This is a genomic window from Hydrococcus rivularis NIES-593 (assembly GCF_001904635.1).
Taxonomy (GTDB): Bacteria; Cyanobacteriota; Cyanobacteriia; order Cyanobacteriales; family Microcystaceae; genus Hydrococcus; species Hydrococcus rivularis.
This window is the reverse complement of sequence record NZ_MRCB01000021.1, coordinates 1-17,176: the sequence shown is the minus strand read 5'-3', so window position 1 is coordinate 17,176 and position 17,176 is coordinate 1. Positions and strand designations below refer to the sequence as shown.

The window sequence follows — 17,176 nt, the reverse complement described above, 5'->3', positions numbered from 1 at the left end:
CTTCGATCGCTTAACTTTTGTTTGCATGTTGACATCTTTTTGGGTCAACCGAGCAAGAGTTTTTACCTCGATAGATTGTCCCGTTCTGCCTAAATTACGTGCCAGTACGATTGGAGTTTGAAGCGATCGCCGGCCAAGTAAAATTTCTTTTGCTTTTTCTAGTTGCCAAGTACGTTGTTTAGAGGTTGTCCCAGAAGTATAGAAGATGCAAGGTACTCCGCCGCGAGACGGCGGAGTCTGAAAAGCACTCCGTCATGTTGAGCGTAGCGACAGCGAAGCGAAACATCTTATCCCAATTCACAATTCGCAATTATCAGTTCGCAATTATTCAATCGCTCTGGGTGTAAATCGTTACGTTTTACTGCGCTGGGAATGACAAAATGGACTTTTGGGATGTCCTCTTAGAGCCTGGATTGTAATTCGATTGATTTATGCCAGAAAATTCTTGATGTTGACGCTCACGAGCAAAACAAAAATTTAGTGCTATGATAATAATATCAATTGAGAAAAATATCGGTAGCAGAGTTTGTTATTAGTATTGACAGGTTTTTCTGATTTAGTCTTGGCAGGATTCTCTCCGAAATCTCAATCTCTACACACCTTCCGATCTAGGAGACAATCTATGTCTATTTTTGTAGGCAACTTATCTTACGAAGTTACACAAGCAGATCTTAATTCCGTATTTGCGGAATATGGTTCTGTCAAACGAGTTCACATTCCCACCGACCGCGAAACGGGTCGCATGCGCGGCTTTGCTTTTGTAGAAATGGAAACGGCAGCTGAAGAAACATCTGCCATTGAAGCCCTCGATGGGGCTGAGTGGTACGGTCGCGAGATGAAAGTCAATCAAGCCAAACCCCGGGAAAACAATCGCGACAACGGTCCCAGCAATAACAACTACTCGAAGCGATACTAAGCTGAAAGGTTAAATCCTTTTTAGACGTTGCTGACTGATTGATAGTCGTTGGGGGTGGAGGTGTTTATCATCTTCGCCCCTTAATGCTGACAACTGAGTTCTTGCACTATTGGTCAATGACCGTCCCTCGATTAAAAAGCTGGTTCATATATAAAATCGTCTCAAGACGACTAAAGAAGTGTTTCAGTCCATTTTAATGGACTTGATATATGAGACGGGAAATTAATTCCCCGGCGGATGATGCAACTACTACAAGATCTCAGGTTTTCAGGCTGAATGGGCTAATGACGTATTCGCATCGAACTTCATCCAATCTAGTTTTCCTCGTAATTCCCCAGTTTTCAATATACGCTCCGGTAAGATGAGCATTACTTGAGTTAGCTTGGTCTAGATTTGTTCGTACTAGCTTTGCTTCAAATAATTTGGTTTCTTGCAAGTTAACTTGGCTAAGATCTGCATCTACAAAACTAGCGCCTATTAGCTCAAATTCCTGTAGATTAACACCTTACAAACCTTGGCGATTGAAGTTTTTATTCTGTCTTTTACCAGTAATTAACAAGTGCCTTAATTTTGCGTTTTGAAGATCGGTTGTTCTAAGGCAAGCAAGATCGAGTAGCGCACCCGTTCCAATAACTCCTACTACTAATGCCCCGGACTTCGCTCCCCAATACCACTAGCACTGCTATCAGTATAGTTATTGCTAATGCCACTATCCCTACCCATATCCCTGTTCCTAGACCTTGGCAAATAGAGCGGTAATTAAAAATACTACAAGTACTATTAACACCAATACAATCGGAAATATGCCAAATTCTTGAAGGTTTAAAGGAAGAAAAAGATGTATTATAAAGTAACTAGCGATCGCCGAACGGATTAATTCCCTCTAATGCAAGTAAATTTTTGTATCATTTAAACTGATATCTGTAAGTGCTTCTTTGTGTAGAATAATACAAATTATTGCTACCTAAAATTAATTTGGCAAAATTTTGCCTAACCCAATCAAACCAGGTATATTAAAGCCAAAATTAAACTTAGGGAGAAATGACTTACCTAACAGGCTTCATAGCACCCAAACTAATGCTAATGCCGATTATCCTGGCACAGATCTCCGGACAGAATCAGCAATCATTACCATTGAACGCACAAATTTCTCAAATATTAGGGCAAGACGTTTTCACCCTCATTAAAGCGATTCTAATCTTAATCGTTGGTTGGGTGGTAGCTCTAATTGCTAGAGGAATTACTCGCAAACTTCTCAATCGAACCCAGATTGATAACCAAATTGCCAATTGGATAGGTGGAAGGCAGCAAGGAGAATCCCTGCCTGTAGAAAAATGGGTAAGCGATCTAGTGTTTTGGCTGATCCTTCTCTTTGCCATCGTTGCTTTTTTAAACGCCCTTCAGCTTGAGGCAGTTTCCCAACCTCTTAATTCTCTGCTAGCAAGGATTACTAGCTTTTTGCCGCAACTTTTAGGGGCAGCAATTTTGTTAGGCATTGCCTGGATACTGGCGACGATAACTAAATTCGTAGTCGTAAGAATCCTTACGGGATTGCGAATCGACGAGCGATTAAACCAGCAAATCGGCGATGAGACTCAACAAAACCAGATTGCCTTGAGCGAAACCATCGCTAATGCGCTTTATTGGTTTATCTTTTTGCTCTTTTTACCATCCATTCTTAGCGCTCTCAACCTAGAAGGCACGCTAGTTCCGATACAGACGTTGCTCAATGAAATTTTGGCGATTCTGCCCAATGTTTTAGCGGCTATCCTCATTGGTGCGGTAGGCTGGCTGATCGCTCAGATAGTGCGCCGAGTGGTGACGAATCTTTTAGCTGCTGTAGGTACAGATCGAGTTGGGGAGAGATTTGGACTATCGGCAACGGCTGGTCGCCAGCCTTTGTCTCAGATTCTAGGCACGATCGTCTATGTTTTGATTTTGATTCCCGTTGCTATTACTGCCCTAGATGCACTTCAGATTCAAGCAATTTCCGCGCCAGCCACGCAAATGCTCAACCAGGTCCTGAACCTCTTGCCCAGGCTTTTTGCAGCCGCAGTGGTTTTAGCACTTGCTTATGTTGGCGGACGGTATATCGCTGAGATAATTACTAACATTCTCACTAGCATCGGCTTCAATAACGTTTTTCAATGGTTGGGTCTTGCCGCGCTTTCACCCCCTCCACCCGAACCTGGCGTAGAAGGTGTCCCTTCCCAAAGGCGAACGCCATCAGAATTGGTAGGAATTATTGTCTTGGTGGCAATTATGGCGATCGCTACCTTGACGGCGGTAGATATCCTACAAATTCAAGTGCTACAAGCATTAGTCGGCGGTTTGCTGGTGATTGCGGGTCAAGTTCTCGTTGCCGTGGTGGTATTTGCGATCGGCTTATATCTGGCCAATCTCGCTTTTAATTTGATTGCGAGCGGCGGAACTCGTCAAGCGAGGTTTGTCGCACAGACAGCTCGAATTAGCATTGTCGTGTTAGTTTCGGCAATGGCATTGCAACAAATGGGAATTGCTCCCAATATTGTCAATTTAGCCTTTGGCATACTGGTTGGCGGTATTGCTGCTGCGATCGCGCTCGCCTTCGGTTTGGGAGGAAGAGAGTTAGCAAGCGAACAATTGCGAGAATGGTTGAATAATTTTAAGCAATAGCCACCTAATGAACAAAAATTTCTCAAACAATCGCCCCAGGCTATAGCTTGCGGGCATTTTTAATTAGAAACCCTTTTGGATGACAGGGTTGGAGATTAGTCAATTGTCCTTTGTCATTGGTCATTCGCTTAAAGGATGAAAGGATTGGGGAGTAGTTAGTAGTAGGGGCGGGTTTTGTACAGTAAGTTTCGGTAAATCTCTAGCGCTTTTAGATAAACCCGCCCGTACAGTGGTTAGTCGTTAATTGTCTCCCCGTTTTCCAGTCTTCTCCTCAATCTGTTGTAAAGCTAACTGCACGCGGACGCAGACGACCAATTCTGGTTCTATTTCCAGCATTTGTTTAAATCGAGCTAAAATCCGTTTCTCAAAGTCGGGCAGAGTTTTAACCGTAGCATTAAAAAGCGATTGCAATCCCACAACCGCTCCGTAACGCACTACCCATTCCACATCCTGAGAAACGAGCAAGAGAGTATCGAGAACCTTATTTTGGGCGGGTAAAACTTCCTCAGCTGGTAAATTTGACCAACGAATACTGCCGAGTCCCTTTGCTGCTGCCCGACGCACGCTTAAGGAAAAATCATTACTGGCTGCATCTAATAGGAGATCGAGAGCGCGTGGGTCGCCAATCCCAGCTAAAGCACGAGTCGCCCAAGCTCTGGCTCCATAATTATAGCCATCTATTTTTTCTAACAGATAGGAGACAGCAGCTTCTCCTATATCGATCAATCCGTCTACTGCGGCAACGGCTGCGCCCGGATTATTATAACCGAGAACTTCAATCAGCGTAGGAATGGCGGCTTCGTGACGAACTGCCACCAATGCTTTTACAGCTTCTAATAATCCCTCAGCAGAATCGGCTCGATCGACCGCTTTAATTAGGGGTTTTACTTGTTCGTCAATTACCATGACTATTGAGCATCGATCGCTATTGCACTAATTTAGCATTCCGTCAGCTTCTCTTTAACGCAAAGCGCACTCACAAAGATTGAAGACAGGAGCCTACCAGTTATAGGGAGAAAACAGAAAACGAAGAGGTTTTCTCTGTTTTAGAAAATTGAAGAAGAATAGAAGGGCACCCTCAACGGATGCCCAATCTTTTCATCGAATGCAACAGCTTATCTGAATCCAACAGCAGCTTGCCATACAAAAGCAAGCAACAGAAAGAACAGAGGAATGAGTGGCAGAACATCTACCAGGGGATCGAAAATTTGGTAAGCTTCGGGTAGTTTTGCTAACAGCAGTGCAGCTTCCATCTATCTATTTACCTTTCCAACAATTTTTTCTTAAACGGTAAGAAAAATTTTATCACGATTTGGTTTGCAGATATTAGTTACATCAATTTTAAAGGTAAGATTTTCAAAAAGTGCGTCGCAAACCTTTAACGGTCTTGTGTTCTGCTGCGTAAGCTGATATATCTTTGAGAAGAAGTTAGAAGATTGTGAAGTAATAGAAAATTAATACCGCCGTAATTGCTGAATTTTGAGGAAAAATCATGAGTAATAAACTTCGTAACATACTCATCGGCGCAGGTATAGCAGCCGTCGGTGCCATCGGAACAAAAGCCGCTGTTGACTATCTACGCAATCGGGGTCAAGAAGAAAAAGTCGATGAAAGTCAAGGAGACCAACAAGCAACCTCTAACCAAGAGGTTGCCTATGCTGTGGTAGAACCTAGTTCCGTACAGGACTTTCTCGACAAAAGCTTTGGTAAACCCGGTCGTTACGTTGCCAATCGTCCGCCCAAAGTCTTTGAATATCAGGGAGAAGATTACATGGTTATCTGGGCACGCGACAACGAACAAAACAAAAACCAGATGTTAGCGTTCATCTACAATGAATCGGGACGCGATATGATCGCTAGCGTTGGCTACACCGATCAAAAGACGGATTATAATATCAACCTGGCTAACACGCCGTTTGCCGTCGAAGTCAATGGTAAACAGATTAAATCGGGTCAGGGAGAAACCGAAGGAACGAATGATGTTGACTTGGTTTTAGCTAGTTAATCAATTGGTCATTTGTCCTTTGTCATTGGTTATTCGTTATTGGCAAAAATGCAAAGGATAAATGACTATTGACTATTGATTAATGTAGATGCGATTCTATTGAATTCTGAGAATCAATAGCTTCCGGTCAAAGAATTGAGAAGGATGGGGCGCATTCGCGACTGGAGTATTAGCCGAAAAAATCGCGATCGCGTTAACGTGCCGATTTATTTAGCAGGGAGTCTAAATAAAAATGAAACTATTTTAGTTGGCTTACTAAAATCTTTTACCCGCCAAGAAATTAATTTCTTGGAACCAATAGTTTAAATCCTCTTAAGAGGACTTTTGCTATAAGCTAGGAATTTAAATCCCTAGCAGCAGGTTTATTTTTCTTTCTTCGAGAATTTAATATTTGCCCAGGTAAGTTGCTTTACTTTATTAATATCTCCCTCACCCGCAGCAGATTTCAAATTCCGTTTTAAATGTGCATTTTCTATCGCTTCTTCTTTTGAACGAGAACTGCTTTCAAAACATTTTTCTAGAGTTTCATAAATTCCGACCCGGCGAGATTTAGTGTAATATTGACGTTCGGTATCGAGAAGTCTTGCCATTAATTCTAAATGCATGGCATCGTCGCTACAAATTTCTTCTAATACATCCCATTCATCGCTACCTAATAAGCTAGTACTTGCCCCAGGTCTTTCATCATGAAAAGGTTCGCCCGTCACTTCTTCATAAATGCGGGGCAAGCTGTCATCAAATTCATGTTTTTCTTCTAACCAGATACGTCTAATTTCGCTCAATTCTTCTGGGGTAATTAAGGTAATATCTTGAAATTCTTCTGGTGCATTTTTGCGGACTTGAACTTGTGCTTCGAGGACTCGTCTTAACCAATGTTCTCTCCAGTATTTTGTATAAGGACCGGGAATTGGTTCGATAGATATTTCACCTTCTACATTCCGTTCAAAAAGTTCTACTTTACCATAAATGCGGCGGAAGTCTCGTTTATTTCTGTCATTTTCTACATCTAATTCATTGCGAATATCTAATAGCGGCTGCAACCATTCTTTCTCTTCATCATTCTGAATCATTGCCTCCATCGATTTATCTTTATTCACCATCGTGCAAACCCAACAACCAAATCGCGAATCTCCACAACTAGGCGTAGATGTATCGACAACTAACGGACATTCATTATCGGCTGTTGCACCTCGATACATGGTAAATAAATCTTTATTGTTATTTCCCCAAGGGTTTTCCCATTGCATTAAATACAGCCATACTTCGTCAGTACGCCAATCTTCTATAGGTAGGTAAATATAAGAGTTGGGTCGGCTAGGATTTGTATTAAGGCGATCGCGTACTCGCCATTCTCTATGTTTAGCCATATTTGCCGACCTTTTAACACTTTCAGTCTTGCGAGTACCTAAAACTAAAATTACTTCACCACTGTCTCTAATGACTTCTCGAATGAACGAGTCAGTGGGTTTAATTTTCATGCGTTCGGTACACCATCTAAATCTATTTCTAGGGGCTGGATATCCTTTACCTATTAAACAAACCCAAAATGTATCTTGAACGACAGGATGAGTTAGATGAGTTTCTACAGGCATTCCTTGCTGTTGGGCTGTATCTTGTATCCTTTCTAAGGATTTGCGTACCCAAGCAGAAACTACCGGATTTTCTACTAATGTGTCATTACAAATAACATGAATTGTTTTAGTTCGTTTTTCTAACGGAAGTACCGCGATCGCATTCCAAACTAATTGTAGTACACATGTACTATCTTTTCCACCACTCCAACCAACAACAATTGGTATCTCGTCTTGACAATACAATTCTTGGATTTCTTCAGTTAGCTTTTTAATATCTTCTACTAACTCAGGAACGGTACGAGAAGAAAATAAGGATGGCTGAACTTCTGTCATAATCAAATCTTGTCCTTTGTGGTTCATCAAGCCCTAAAGACATTTTGACGATGCCACTGACTTTCTTAAATGAAATCTTTTTTCTTTATCCAGAGTTTCTATTTCTTCTAAAGACTCTATATTGGTGCTATCTTGCAAGGTTTGATTGATTTTTAAAATTTCCTCGATTTCTTTTTGGCTTGACGAAAACCATGTTTCTATTAAAGCGTAAATTAATTCTTCTCTTGAATTCGGATCTTGCAAAAACTCAAATAATTCGTAATCTATCTTTGCATAGTCAACGTCTTCTTTTAGCTTAGGAATAGTTTGAGGACGACCCCCATCATATTCTTCACTAAACTTGAGAGTCCAAAAGCCATCATTTTTCAAATGAAAGAAGGGAAGGGCTAAACCTCCATTAAAAGAATCTGGGCTTAGAATATTCCAATAATTATTAAATGTATTAATTAATTTATCTGAGATATAGATATAATTATCTTCGATCGAACCTTGTGCAATTAAATCAATTACTGATAGGAGTAAGATTGGTTTATAAGGAGCATCTCCGCGTTGTTTTGATTTATTAACTTTTATTTTAGAAAAAAGATCGCAATAATCGACTAAAGTTCTTGGATTGGTCTGTCGTTTTTTCCTATTCATATTTATCTCTCCCTCAACTCCACACCCCTTGCAAATCCAAACTGAAACCAGGAAGCACATCCTCTCCCGATAAAGTTGTCGGATTCTCCAACACTTCTACAGGTCGATCTTGACGATAAATTTCCACCTTTCTATTCTTCGTATCGATTAACCATCCCAAACGCAATCCGTTATCTAGATACTCCTGCATTTTTTGACGCAAAGGTTCCATATTATCTGTTTTAGACCGCAACTCTATAACAAAGTCGGGACACAGAGGAGGAAAAGTATCTTGTTGTTCGGGAGTCAGTGTATCCCATCTGTGTTGACTAATCCAAGCAGCATCAGGAGAAAGGTCGGCACCATTTGGCAGATGAAAAGCTGTCGAAGAATTAAAAGCAACGCCTAATTTTGTTTGTCGATTCCAAAACCAAAGTTGTCCTTCAATTTCTATATTCCGTCTGCCTGTATTCCCTCCCGTCGGTGGCATAATAATAAGTTCTCCAGTCGCCGATTTTTCGAGATGTCTGTCTCGATTTTCTCTGGCGAGTTGTTCAAATTGTTCTTGAGTAATTTTTAGAGTTTTTGGTATGTAGAGAGTACGTATATTCATGACTGATTAATAATCCTCCGAACGTCATCCTGTATTTGAATCCCTACCTTTCCTTCCCACCGCTGCTTTAATAACTTTAGTCCCGCTTCTGCATACTGGGTCAAAATTTCCATCACCTCTCGACTATCTGTAGGTTCAGATCGACCGTTGCGCTTGCAAATCGCATGAATTCCCGCCTCTAAAGAAAGACGAACGTCATCATCTACAATGTCTATATTACTTAGATCTTGGCGACCTTGAGACGGTATTGAAGCAACATCGACATTATTTTTAATCGCGTAAGCAGCAGCAAACAAATACGCATCCACCATGCGACTAAACGCACCATTATTTTTGAGTACCTTGAGATAGCCATTCGCTTCAGGAGTCGGACGAATCGTTGCTGTGGGGTCTATCCGCTTCATTCTCGTACCTCTACAATTGACATATCCTCCGTCGCATCGCGGGAAATATTGAGAATTTCTGCTACGTGAGGACGCAACTCATGTAGCAGATAGTCGGGTAAATCTCTGTTCGTAGCCAACACTATCACCTGGGAGGGAATATTGGGAAGCGCGTTAATAATGTTTTTCTGATGCTGCATATCGAGATGACCAAAAGGCGTATCCATAATCAATGGTGCAGCCGTTTCTGAGGCTAAATTTAACCCAGTAATAAAAGCAAAAGCTAAGGCTTCTTTTTCGCCCGCACTTAAGATTTCTGGGTTGAGGGCTTCCCCTGTGACTGTTTTTACTCTTAAAGTATAATTAGGCGCGATCGCGACTCCTCGATATTCATCTGGTTTATTGGTTACTTGACGGTGAAGATCAAAGGTATGATTTTCAATCGTCTGTTTGCGATCGTCGATATACCATTCAATCAGTTCGTTCGCTGCATCGCGCAGTCCTTCGGCTAATCTAACCTGTTTGACTAAGGTAGCAGTTTCTCGATCGCGACCTGCTAGCGTTTCTATTTCTCGACGCAGGCGATCCGCTTCTTGTTTTTTCTGTTCGATTTCTCTGCTGAGGCGATTAATTCTCTCCCCAATCGCTTCGACATTTTTTTCTTCTGCGCCAACCCTGCGCCAAGTTTCCTCAACTTCGGATCGTTTTAAGCCATTGGTATCTTGTTTGAGATTAGCAATGCTTTGTTTGAGTTCGTCTAGATCGTCTCGAATGCGATCGCGTTTTAATAATATCCCATCGAGATCGAGGGGTCGATCTTGTAACAATCCTGATAATTGATTCCGTAACTCATCGTGTTCGATAATTTCTTGTGTCAAATTTCCTACGTTTTTTAACTCTTCCAACTGCTGGCGAATGTAATCGCGAGACTGGTCGTCCATACACCGACCGCATAAACAGCGATCGCTATTGAGAAGGTCGCGTAGTTGCTTGAGTGAAACCGATAATCCTGTCTTTTTAATATTTTTTCGTTGCAGGTCATCATAAACTTCCTGGATGAATTCTCGCATTAGCGGAATGGAAACTTTTCTGAGGGCGCTTTCAACTTCTTTTTCAGCATTTTCAAGATTTCTTTCTATATAACGTTTTTCTTGTTCTTTTTTATCGATCGCTTGTAATTTGTCATGTAAATCTTCTATCTGCCGTGCCCTTTCTTGACAATCTTCATAAATTTTAATAGCTTCTGTAAGGCTTTTTTTGGCAATTTGAAGTTGACCTGTCGTTAGTTCGATCTCTTCTTGAAGCTTCTCCAGTCGATCGGTCTTCTGCTTCAAATCTTGATTTGCTACTGACGCTTTATTTAAGTCTTTTTCTATCTGGTGTAAAGCTTTGTCGGCATCGTCCCGCAGGTTTTTCAGTTCGGGAATGCCTAATATCTGTTCGATCGCATTGCGAGTTTCATCTGTTTGCGTTAGTTGTGCGTAGCGTTGAATTTCTACCCCATCGAAGAAGAAAAATTCTTTACACGACTTGGGTAATAAACTATCTATATATTCCCGTGGATTTTTTCTCTGCGTTCCATCTTCATAAAAGGTCGGTTCGCCTATCACAACATTAGGAGTAGTTCCTCGCAAACTCCAGGTTGCCTCTCGACTGATAAAATAATTTTTCCCGTTTTCTTCAAAGTTTAGTTGGACTGATAATTCTAATTGCTTTCGTTTTTTGAGAGCAATTCGATTGAAATAATCGAGTAATTTTTTAGTCAAAACACCTTCATTTCCGTACAAACACCAGATAATTGCTTCCAGAAGTGAGGTTTTTCCATAGCCATTTTGACCAAATACAATCCAAATATTTTTATCTGTATTTAGATTAAATCGAACAATTTGTTCGCGGTAGCATTTCCAGTTTTTGAGGCGAATTTGTTTGAGGCGCAATCCCATATCGCTTCTCTTCCTTTATAAGTTTGTTTTTATCTCACGCAAAGGCATCAAGAAGAACGCTAAGGTGAGAGCTATAATAAAAAGACTATTCTGCATGCTGCGCGATCGCTTTGATTAATTTGGGGACGCACTGACGATTAGCGTACATAACTCTATCTTTTTCTAGGGCGATCGCTTCTTTCAATAATTCTTCTGGAATTTTATGTTTCTTTGCCAGTTGTTTTAGTTTTTGCTCAATTTCCATCGTATTTACAATAGTATTCTCAAAAAATAGGCGATCGCGCTTCACTTAACTCAATCATTTATGACTTGATTCTTCCTTTCACAGCAGTTCCTCGCTTCTCTCGGCTAAATTTGACAAAAATAATTTGCAATTCATAATTGCGAATTGTGAATTGGGTTAGCTTCTGTTTCTTCTGGTAAATAAATGGTAGTTGGTTTCATATTAAATCTGAATAAGTAATTCCGTAGTATTTCAGTTCTTCGATTAAATTAATAATGACTGAAGTGCGGTTGTGGGCAGAACGGGCAAATAGCTTAATTCGTTGAATCTCCGATTCTATCAATTTTACCGATTCGTCTTGTAAAGGAGGAACGACGAGAACGTCAATTAAGGTGGCTACTGATTTTTTAGGTGCAACCCTGAGAATTCTTCCCCGACGCTGGATAAATTGGCGTTCTGTGGCATCGCTGGCTAGAATTATCGCCTGATGGACTGATGGAATATCTACCCCTTCATCCAAACATTTCACCGCTACTAAAGCATCCAAATAGCCACTGGCAAAATTTGCTAAAATTTTCTTGCGATCGCTGTCTTGAGAAGAATAACGCGCAACGTTAAACCCGCGTTGGGCTAATCTGTAGCTAATCTGAGTTGCCCCCTCGATGTCCGCACAATAAATCATCGCTTGTTGCGGCGGATAGTCGTTCAGGATGCGATCTAAAATATTTATTTTGGCAGTCGCAGACTTGATAATTTTCGCTCGTTGTATCGTTAAATGATGGGTGCGATCGCGATCGTCTTTATTGAGTGAAGCAGCAATTTTTGCAGTTAACTGCTGGAACTTTTCGTGTTCCTCTTCACTCAAAGCCGTGACATAGACATAGTAATCGTATTCGCAGAGAATCCCTGCTGCGATCGCGTCTTCTAAAGTAAACTCATAAACAATCCCGCCAAAATAGTCCAAGACAACTCCCGTTCCCTCCTCGTCGTAGGGACGAATGGGAGTTGCCGACAGTCCCAAACGATAGCAAAAGTCTTCTCGTAAAATTCGTCGGTAAACTTCCGCCCCCGTTGCGTGAACTTCATCCGCTATCAGTAAAGATCGTTCCGGCAATCCTCCTGCATCGTTAATTAAATCCGCAACTATCGATTTAGACAGTTCGCTATAAGTACCGACAACAATAACGGGAAGCCGTTCGCGAGGTAATTCTTGATGGTAAATCAAACGCAGTTTCCGAAACAGGATTTCTCGCCAATGTTCCGCCCTGCCCGTTGCAATAATAGGCGATCGAAAGCTAGTTTTTGTCTTAATCTCTTCATCCCATTGGTTCGCTAATTCCTTCGTCGGTACGCCAATTATAATCAGGTCTAGGCAATCCAGGCGAGTCGCACAAGCCAACGCCGTCAAGGTTTTCCCCGTCCCCGTCGCCATCGCCAAAATGCCGCGATAATTCGCCCTTTTAAATGCTTCTCCTGCATCAACCTGAAGGGGACGCAACTCAACTTTAAGCGTATTTCTCTGTATCCTATAACTCTTACCAGTCTCTTTTAACCGCCAACCTCTTCCAATCCCCGCGTCTATCTCCTCATACTCCGGCGGACTACTAGGACGATATCTCAAAAGCGATCGCGTTGCGGCTTCGGGAAAGTCTACTACCTCTACTTTCGAGGTTTTATTTGACCACAACCTCTGAAAATCTTCGACTTTACGTTGAACTCGCGTCTGTTCGCCCTCTTTCCAAGAACGAATTGAAATAGCGATGAGAGAAAAACTGGAAAAAAAGCCAACCGCCCGACTATAAACAGTTGTGCGTTCTAAACAAGGGATATAAAAATCTTGGATAAGGTTATCGCGATCGCTACGATAATCTTCTTGAATATCTAACTTATCTAGGCTCAATTTATCTTTCAAATATTAAAGACAATTAAAAAGCTAATATTCCACTTCTTTACGAGCAAATGAATGTCCAACAATATTGGGTAGTTGCTGTTAATCGAGATGAAATAACTAATTATATTCATTATCTGGTTAATTTGGAACAATTCAAAACCGATTGATGGAATCGATCGCAATTTATTAGCGGCAGCTAACGGCAACAAAGAACTAGCCAGACGTTTGTTGATTCAAGCAAGGGCTAAATATCCGGGAAAATCGGAGAAATGGTATGTTGAAAAAGCAATCGAAAATTTAAATTGCGATCGCGCAGTCGTTAAAAGCGATCGTTCTAAATTTAGCGTCATATCTTATATTGATAATCTAACTGTAGCGCGGCGGAGCAACCATTTTTCCAACTCCACAGCCCAGAAAACCACGCTACTCAAAACTAAGCTGAGGGCTAAGTCTATTGCGGGCATAGGTACTGTCGCAAAGAGCTTCTCAAAAAAGGGAATGTAGACGACTGCCAGTTGCAGCCCCAGCGTCAGAATAACTGCTCCCAAAAGCGGCTTGTTGGACAGCAATCCAATGCAGAAAAGCGAGTCTCGTTCCGAGCGAACTGCTAAGGCATTGCCCATCTGCGAAAGAGTTAAGACGGTAAACAGCATGGTCTGCCAGTCGGCGCGTTTGGCACGCCAATACCAATAGCCCGTGCCGAGAGATACCAGCCCCATCAACAACCCGATCCAGATAATATCCCTTCCCATGCCTCGACCGAAAATATTTTCTTTGGGAGAGTAAGGCGGACGATTCATGGTCTCTCGCTCTGCCGGTTCCAAGCCCAAAGCCAAGGCTGGTAAACCGTCAGTAGCCAAGTTAATCCAGAGAATCTGGAGGGGCATCAGTGGCAAGGGCATTCCTAAAAAGGGAGCTAGTAGCATTACCCAGAGTTCGCCAACATTGCTACTTAAGAGATACTTGATAAACTTGCGAATGTTATCGTAAATTACTCGTCCCTCTTTCACGGCGGCCACGATGGTAGCAAAATTGTCGTCTAGCAAAACCAGATCCGCTGCTTCCCTGGCAATGTCAGTGCCGCTAATGCCCATCGCTACACCAATATCAGCCGCCTTCAGAGCGGGTGCATCGTTTACGCCATCGCCAGTCATGGCGACGATGTGCCCCTGTTTTTGCATTGCTCGAACGATGCGAAACTTCTGTTGCGGAGAAACCCTTGCATAAATGGAAATCTGTTTTACTAAGTCTTCCAATTCGCGCTCGGACAGGCAGTTAAGCTCTTTATCGGTTAGGAGACGGCGATCGCTCGCTATGTCTAACTCCTGGGCGAGATGCCAAGCATTTCGGGGGCGATCGCCCGTAACCAGCACCGGACGGATGCCAGCCTTTTTGCAGGTTTCGATAGCAACTCTGGCTTCCGGTCGCATCGGGTCATTCATCCCTACCAAGCCAATGAATATCAAGTCTCGCTCCAAGTCCTCCCAGCCATCGACTGGGTAAGACGGTAAAAGTCGAAAGGCAACGCCCAAAACGCGCAATCCCTTGTGGGTGAGTTGATGCTTGGCCGTGTCAATCCGTTCGCGCCAGTTGCCATCGAGTCGCATCGCTCCCCCCTCTACCCAAACCCAATCGCAGACTTCTAATAAGCTGCCGATCTTGCCTTTGGTAAAGGCAACATAGTTCGCTGCTTCGATCGCTCGACTCCAATACCAGACCATCTCCAAAGCGACGGGGACTTGAGAAAGGGCGGCGGGGAATCGGTGAACGGTAGTCATTCGCTGTCGTCTAGAATCGAAAGGCACCATCGTTACGCGCTTAAGGCTCTGTTCCAGTTCGGCTTTCCAAAGTCCCTGACGAGCGGCAGCCATCACCAAAGCTCCCTCGGTCGGATCTCCTACCGCATGAAAGCAGCGTGGCTCTTCCGGGTCGGGTTCTAGCTGGGCATCGCTACACAACGTCCCGCTAGCCAGCAGAAAGGATAGCGCTGGCGGCTGGCTCAGTAGAAAAGGCTGTTCTTCGGCATCCAGCATCGGGGAATAAGAGCGCAGACGGGCAGTTAAGTCTAAGCGATGCCCTGCCACGTCAAGTACGGTCACGGTCATGCGGTTCTGAGTTAGGGTGCCCGTCTTGCCAGAGCAGATGGTCGTGACCGAGCCAAGCGCTTCTACGGCGGGTAGACGGTGGACGAGAGCGTGCCGTTTGAGCATCTTCTGTGCGCCTAGCACCAGCGCAATAGTTACTACGGCTGGCAAACCTTCGGGCAAAGCTGCTACCACTAGGGTTATGGCAGTTAGGAACATTAACTGCACGTTCTCTCCCCGTAGTAGTCCCAGAGAGAGGATCGCTCCTACAAGAACCAGGGATGCGATCGCCAATTCCCGAACCAACTGAGACAGGCGCTTTTGTAGCGGAGTTGGCTCTGGCTCTATGGTCTCGATCGCGCTGGCAATGCGACCTAACTCAGTCGCCATACCAGTTTCAGTGACGACTGCCTCTCCTCGTCCATAGGTGATGGCAGTCCCCATATAGAGCACGTTGCGCCGCTTGCCCAGTGCCAAATCTTTTCCTGGCAAGGCTTCTGGGTCTTTATCTACTGGTTCGGGTATGCCAGTGAGAGCAGATTCAGAGACTCGCAAGCTCAAGCTGTCGATTAAACGACAGTCGGCTGGCACTAGCTCTCCAGCTTCTAGCAGCACGATATCTCCCGGCACCAAATAACGGGCTGAAATCTCCTGCACGCAACCGTTACGGCGAACTTTAACCGCAGGTACTGCTAGCTGTTTGAGGGAAGCGATCGCTTTTTGCGCCTGATATTCCTGGCTAAACCCCAAGAAAGTAATAAGTACGACAATAGCAATAATGCCCAAGCCATCTTTGTAGTCGCCCAAAAAAACCGAAATAACCGCAGCAACGAGTAAGATAATCGTCAGCGCCTCAGTCAATTGTTCCCACAATATTTGCCATGGGTTCTTTAGTCCTTGCTCGATGAGTTCGTTGAAACCGCACTCCTTGAAACGACGATTGGCTTCTGTTGCGCTCAGTCCATAGGATGCATCGCTGTCCAGTTTTTGCAGGACTTCTGAAATCTCTAATTGGTACCAGTTGCTCATGTCATACCTCCTCTACTCGATTGGAGCAGCACTATAGCAACTCTTGTTTGAGTTTTCTGGCGAACTGTCTCAATGAGTTAGTTATACCCATATTTCTTGACAAACCAGGTCTTCATTAACTGCGTCAGCACGCAATAACCCGACAGGATCGACAATAACCAGGGAAAGTAACTGGCTGGCAAAGGAACAAATCCCAAACCTCGTCCAAAAGGAGAAAAGGGAAGATAAATTCCCACCGCCATAATGGTGAGCGTCACCAGCAACATCGGCAAGGCTGGCTGACTCTCAATCAAAGGGATTTTTGCCGTGCGGATGATGTGGACAATCAAGGTTTGCGTTAGCAAACTTTCTACAAACCAACCTGTCTGAAACAATGCCTGCTTTTCCACCGTGTTAGCATCAAACACGAACCACATCAAGGCATAGGTCGCGTAGTCGAAAATGGAACTCATCGGACCGATATAGAGCATAAACCGCTGGATCTCATTAATCTTCCATTTACGTGGCGTTGCCAGATATTCTCGATCTACATGGTCAAAAGGAATGCCCGTTTGGGAAAAATCGTAGAGTAGATTATTGAGCAAGATCTGTACTGGCTTCATCGGCAGAAAGGGCAGGAGGGCACTCGCGCCCAACATACTGAACATATTGCCAAAATTGGAACTGGTGCCCATCTTGATGTATTTGACGATGTTGCCGAATGTCCTGCGTCCTTCAACTACGCCTGCGTCCAGCACTAGCAAGCTTTTTTCCAACAAAATAATATCTGCCGACTCCTTGGCGATGTCTACTGCCGTATCGACGGAAATGCCGACATCAGCCTCTCGCAAAGCGGGAGCGTCATTGATTCCATCCGATATAATTTTGCTAACTAACATTAACAATGCAGTCTTTAAGACTGGGTATATC

Annotated in this window: 16 protein-coding genes and 1 pseudogene; 4 read left to right on the top strand and 13 right to left on the bottom strand. The window is 43.3% G+C overall.

Annotation, left to right across the window (positions count from 1 at the left end):
• Positions 1-622 precede the first annotated feature (622 nt).
• Entirely contained in the window at positions 623-916 is a 294-nt protein-coding gene (locus NIES593_RS16015) for an RNA recognition motif domain-containing protein (RefSeq protein WP_073600533.1), read from the top strand.
• Positions 917-1,175: 259 nt separating this feature from the next.
• Here the strand turns inward: NIES593_RS16015 and NIES593_RS25810 are convergent, their stop codons facing one another.
• Together NIES593_RS25810 and NIES593_RS25805 are read right to left on the bottom strand one after the other, a co-directional pair.
• A complete protein-coding gene (locus NIES593_RS25810) occupies positions 1,176-1,352 on the bottom strand; it encodes a pentapeptide repeat-containing protein (RefSeq protein WP_175561160.1) in 177 nt (58 codons plus the stop codon).
• Positions 1,332-1,409 (bottom strand): annotated as a pseudogene (locus tag NIES593_RS25805) (pentapeptide repeat-containing protein); the annotation flags it as partial. The gene NIES593_RS25810 and the pseudogene NIES593_RS25805, both read right to left, overlap by 21 nt.
• A gap of 548 nt (positions 1,410-1,957) precedes the next feature.
• Here NIES593_RS25805 and NIES593_RS16005 point away from each other — a divergent pair.
• On the top strand, positions 1,958-3,571 hold the full coding sequence (locus NIES593_RS16005) for a mechanosensitive ion channel (RefSeq protein WP_073600532.1): 1,614 nt from the start codon (positions 1,958-1,960) through the stop codon (positions 3,569-3,571).
• 240 nt (positions 3,572-3,811) lie between these two features.
• On the opposite strand, the gene NIES593_RS16000 is transcribed toward NIES593_RS16005, so the two are convergent.
• Together NIES593_RS16000 and NIES593_RS15995 are read right to left on the bottom strand one after the other, a co-directional pair.
• On the bottom strand, positions 3,812-4,477 hold the full coding sequence (locus tag NIES593_RS16000) for a C-phycocyanin alpha-cysteine-84 phycocyanobilin lyase subunit CpcF (protein ID WP_073600531.1): 666 nt from the start codon (positions 4,475-4,477) through the stop codon (positions 3,812-3,814).
• A 209-nt stretch (positions 4,478-4,686) separates the two neighbouring features.
• Entirely contained in the window at positions 4,687-4,824 is a 138-nt protein-coding gene (locus NIES593_RS15995; protein WP_048868254.1) for a photosystem II reaction center protein K, read from the bottom strand.
• A gap of 239 nt (positions 4,825-5,063) precedes the next feature.
• Here NIES593_RS15995 and NIES593_RS15990 point away from each other — a divergent pair, with 239 nt between their 5' ends.
• Positions 5,064-5,576, top strand: coding sequence for a hypothetical protein (locus NIES593_RS15990; protein WP_175561159.1), 513 nt, complete (start codon positions 5,064-5,066; stop codon positions 5,574-5,576).
• A gap of 144 nt (positions 5,577-5,720) precedes the next feature.
• Entirely contained in the window at positions 5,721-5,882 is a 162-nt protein-coding gene (locus NIES593_RS24280) for a hypothetical protein (RefSeq protein ID WP_175561158.1), read from the top strand.
• 56 nt (positions 5,883-5,938) lie between these two features.
• On the opposite strand, the gene dndC is transcribed toward NIES593_RS24280, so the two are convergent.
• From dndC to NIES593_RS15945, 9 genes are all read right to left on the bottom strand, one after another.
• Positions 5,939-7,483, bottom strand: a complete 1,545-nt coding sequence (dndC, locus tag NIES593_RS15985) for a DNA phosphorothioation system sulfurtransferase DndC (protein ID WP_073600584.1) — start codon at positions 7,481-7,483, stop codon at positions 5,939-5,941.
• A gap of 33 nt (positions 7,484-7,516) precedes the next feature.
• Complete coding sequence (locus NIES593_RS15980; protein ID WP_073600529.1) at positions 7,517-8,122, bottom strand: phosphorothioated DNA-binding restriction endonuclease family protein; 606 nt, start codon at positions 8,120-8,122, stop codon at positions 7,517-7,519.
• 13 nt (positions 8,123-8,135) lie between these two features.
• A complete protein-coding gene (locus tag NIES593_RS15975; protein WP_073600528.1) occupies positions 8,136-8,714 on the bottom strand; it encodes a Uma2 family endonuclease in 579 nt (192 codons plus the stop codon).
• Positions 8,711-9,118: a hypothetical protein gene (locus tag NIES593_RS15970; protein WP_073600527.1), complete on the bottom strand. Its 408-nt coding sequence runs from the start codon at positions 9,116-9,118 to the stop codon at positions 8,711-8,713. Before NIES593_RS15970 ends, NIES593_RS15975 begins: the two co-directional genes overlap by 4 nt.
• Positions 9,115-11,040: an AAA family ATPase gene (locus NIES593_RS15965; RefSeq protein ID WP_073600526.1), complete on the bottom strand. Its 1,926-nt coding sequence runs from the start codon at positions 11,038-11,040 to the stop codon at positions 9,115-9,117. Before NIES593_RS15965 ends, NIES593_RS15970 begins: the two co-directional genes overlap by 4 nt.
• A gap of 85 nt (positions 11,041-11,125) precedes the next feature.
• The gene (locus NIES593_RS15960) at positions 11,126-11,284 is read right to left on the bottom strand and encodes a hypothetical protein (RefSeq protein WP_245817551.1); all 159 of its coding nucleotides are present in this window, start codon (positions 11,282-11,284) and stop codon (positions 11,126-11,128) included.
• Positions 11,285-11,480: 196 nt separating this feature from the next.
• Entirely contained in the window at positions 11,481-13,163 is a 1,683-nt protein-coding gene (locus NIES593_RS15955; RefSeq protein ID WP_175561157.1) for a DEAD/DEAH box helicase family protein, read from the bottom strand.
• A gap of 344 nt (positions 13,164-13,507) precedes the next feature.
• Complete coding sequence (locus NIES593_RS15950; RefSeq protein WP_073600523.1) at positions 13,508-16,267, bottom strand: cation-translocating P-type ATPase; 2,760 nt, start codon at positions 16,265-16,267, stop codon at positions 13,508-13,510.
• Between the two features lie 77 nt (positions 16,268-16,344).
• Positions 16,345-17,176: cation transporting ATPase C-terminal domain-containing protein (locus NIES593_RS15945; protein WP_175561156.1), on the bottom strand; the 832-nt coding region annotated here is incomplete at its 5' end.

Excerpts from the sequence above, each read along its gene's own strand:
- NIES593_RS16015 (WP_073600533.1), top strand. The coding sequence starts at position 623 with ATGTCTATTTTTGTAGGCAACTTATCTTACGAAGTTACACAAGCAGAT.
- NIES593_RS16005 (WP_073600532.1), top strand. The coding sequence starts at position 1,958 with ATGACTTACCTAACAGGCTTCATAGCACCCAAACTAATGCTAATGCCG.
- NIES593_RS16000 (WP_073600531.1), bottom strand. The coding sequence starts at position 4,477 with ATGGTAATTGACGAACAAGTAAAACCCCTAATTAAAGCGGTCGATCGA.
- NIES593_RS15995 (WP_048868254.1), bottom strand. The coding sequence starts at position 4,824 with ATGGAAGCTGCACTGCTGTTAGCAAAACTACCCGAAGCTTACCAAATT.
- NIES593_RS15990 (WP_175561159.1), top strand. The coding sequence starts at position 5,064 with ATGAGTAATAAACTTCGTAACATACTCATCGGCGCAGGTATAGCAGCC.
- NIES593_RS24280 (WP_175561158.1), top strand. The coding sequence starts at position 5,721 with ATGGGGCGCATTCGCGACTGGAGTATTAGCCGAAAAAATCGCGATCGC.
- dndC (WP_073600584.1), bottom strand. The coding sequence starts at position 7,483 with ATGACAGAAGTTCAGCCATCCTTATTTTCTTCTCGTACCGTTCCTGAG.
- NIES593_RS15980 (WP_073600529.1), bottom strand. The coding sequence starts at position 8,122 with ATGAATAGGAAAAAACGACAGACCAATCCAAGAACTTTAGTCGATTAT.
- NIES593_RS15975 (WP_073600528.1), bottom strand. The coding sequence starts at position 8,714 with ATGAATATACGTACTCTCTACATACCAAAAACTCTAAAAATTACTCAA.
- NIES593_RS15970 (WP_073600527.1), bottom strand. The coding sequence starts at position 9,118 with ATGAAGCGGATAGACCCCACAGCAACGATTCGTCCGACTCCTGAAGCG.
- NIES593_RS15965 (WP_073600526.1), bottom strand. The coding sequence starts at position 11,040 with ATGGGATTGCGCCTCAAACAAATTCGCCTCAAAAACTGGAAATGCTAC.
- NIES593_RS15960 (WP_245817551.1), bottom strand. The coding sequence starts at position 11,284 with ATGGAAATTGAGCAAAAACTAAAACAACTGGCAAAGAAACATAAAATT.
- NIES593_RS15950 (WP_073600523.1), bottom strand. The coding sequence starts at position 16,267 with ATGAGCAACTGGTACCAATTAGAGATTTCAGAAGTCCTGCAAAAACTG.